The sequence below is a fragment of the Brasilonema octagenarum UFV-OR1 genome, assembly GCF_963888615.1.
GTDB classification, from domain to species: domain Bacteria; phylum Cyanobacteriota; class Cyanobacteriia; order Cyanobacteriales; family Nostocaceae; genus Brasilonema; species Brasilonema sennae.
Genome location: NZ_CAWPKW010000386.1, coordinates 1 through 1,173, shown reverse-complemented (window position 1 = coordinate 1,173; position 1,173 = coordinate 1). Strand labels below are relative to the sequence as shown.

The 1,173-nt window shown below is 39.0% G+C and carries 2 protein-coding genes; both read right to left on the bottom strand.

All coding sequences use genetic code 11. From position 1 onward, the window contains the following. Nucleotides 1–76 precede the first annotated feature (76 nt). Nucleotides 77–535, bottom strand: a complete 459-nt coding sequence (locus AC5590_RS34040; RefSeq protein WP_169269004.1) for a hypothetical protein — start codon at nt 533–535, stop codon at nt 77–79. A 110-nt stretch (nt 536–645) separates the two neighbouring features. Continuing rightward, nucleotides 646–969, bottom strand: coding sequence for a M48 family metalloprotease (locus tag AC5590_RS34035; protein WP_348982799.1), 324 nt, complete (start codon nt 967–969; stop codon nt 646–648). Nucleotides 970–1,173 lie beyond the last annotated feature (204 nt).

The window sequence follows — 1,173 nt, the reverse complement described above, 5'->3', positions numbered from 1 at the left end:
CCTTAATAAGGAGAGGGGTGCCCGGAGGGCGGGGTGAGGTTCTTCGTTTTTTATAAGTATTCGTCCGGACATGATATTACTTACCGAAAACCCCAACTCCGTAGTAGCACATTGCAGAGTTGCAACTGGGCAGATCAACTTTGACTCGATACGTTCCACTTCGAGCTGGAGTCACACCAACAACCGGAATGTCATCATCATCGGTATCAGCAGCAACGACTTGACCACGGTTATTATAAAGGGTAATGTCTAAATCCTGACAATCTTCGTCGCACACGCCAATAATGCCATATTGCTCGCCTGCACGCAGATTTATGGTTAAATAATCAGAACCACCACTACGAATTCCATCAATCAAAGGTTCATGGGTTAGCTGATAACCATTAAAACCACCATGAATAGCAGTTCGCATTAATTGCGCCCTTACTTGCTCAATAAAAGTGTTAGCACTCGCAGGAGTAGGTACAATAAAAAGTAAACCGGAGATGCCAGAAATAACAGCTGCAGCACCTAATAATTTAGCTTTGATATTCATAAGTTAAGCTTCCTTTTGTGGGAATTTTTTAGGGTAAATTATCCGCTTTCACTTACATCTACGAATTTACCTGTGTCCAAATACGCAAAATCTAATTTTGTTTAAAGGAATTACCGAGAGATAAATCTGGAGTTAATTCGCAAAGATACTCTATCTTCTGACAAATCTAATTTGAGTGGTTGAGGATTATTTTTTAATCGCTCATTGCCATCTATCCATAAAGGAAGCCACGAATATTTCTTCATCGCTTGGTTAAGTGCATAAATTCTTTGTTGTGTCGGTGGATGGCTGCTATTTTCTGTGTAGTTAGAGGGTAAACGAGAAAGCAGGTTAAAAACTCGCAAACCTCCACTTTGAGCATAACCAGCTTTAATCATATAGATGTAACCGATTTCGTCTGCTTTAAATTCATGTTGGCGACTTAATGCTTGTATGGTTCTATCAAACTCTTGTTTTTTCTGAAGAAGAATTTGTTGTTTAATGACATCTTTTGTAGCTGGATATATGGGAGTTTTAGATTTTCTCCGTTCTTGTGCAATCCAATTGTTATATTCTGACTGTGCTTGTTTGAGTAATTTTTCTTTTAAACTAGCTTCTGCTTCTTGTTGCTGCAGCTAAATGGTTAGGTAATCACAACC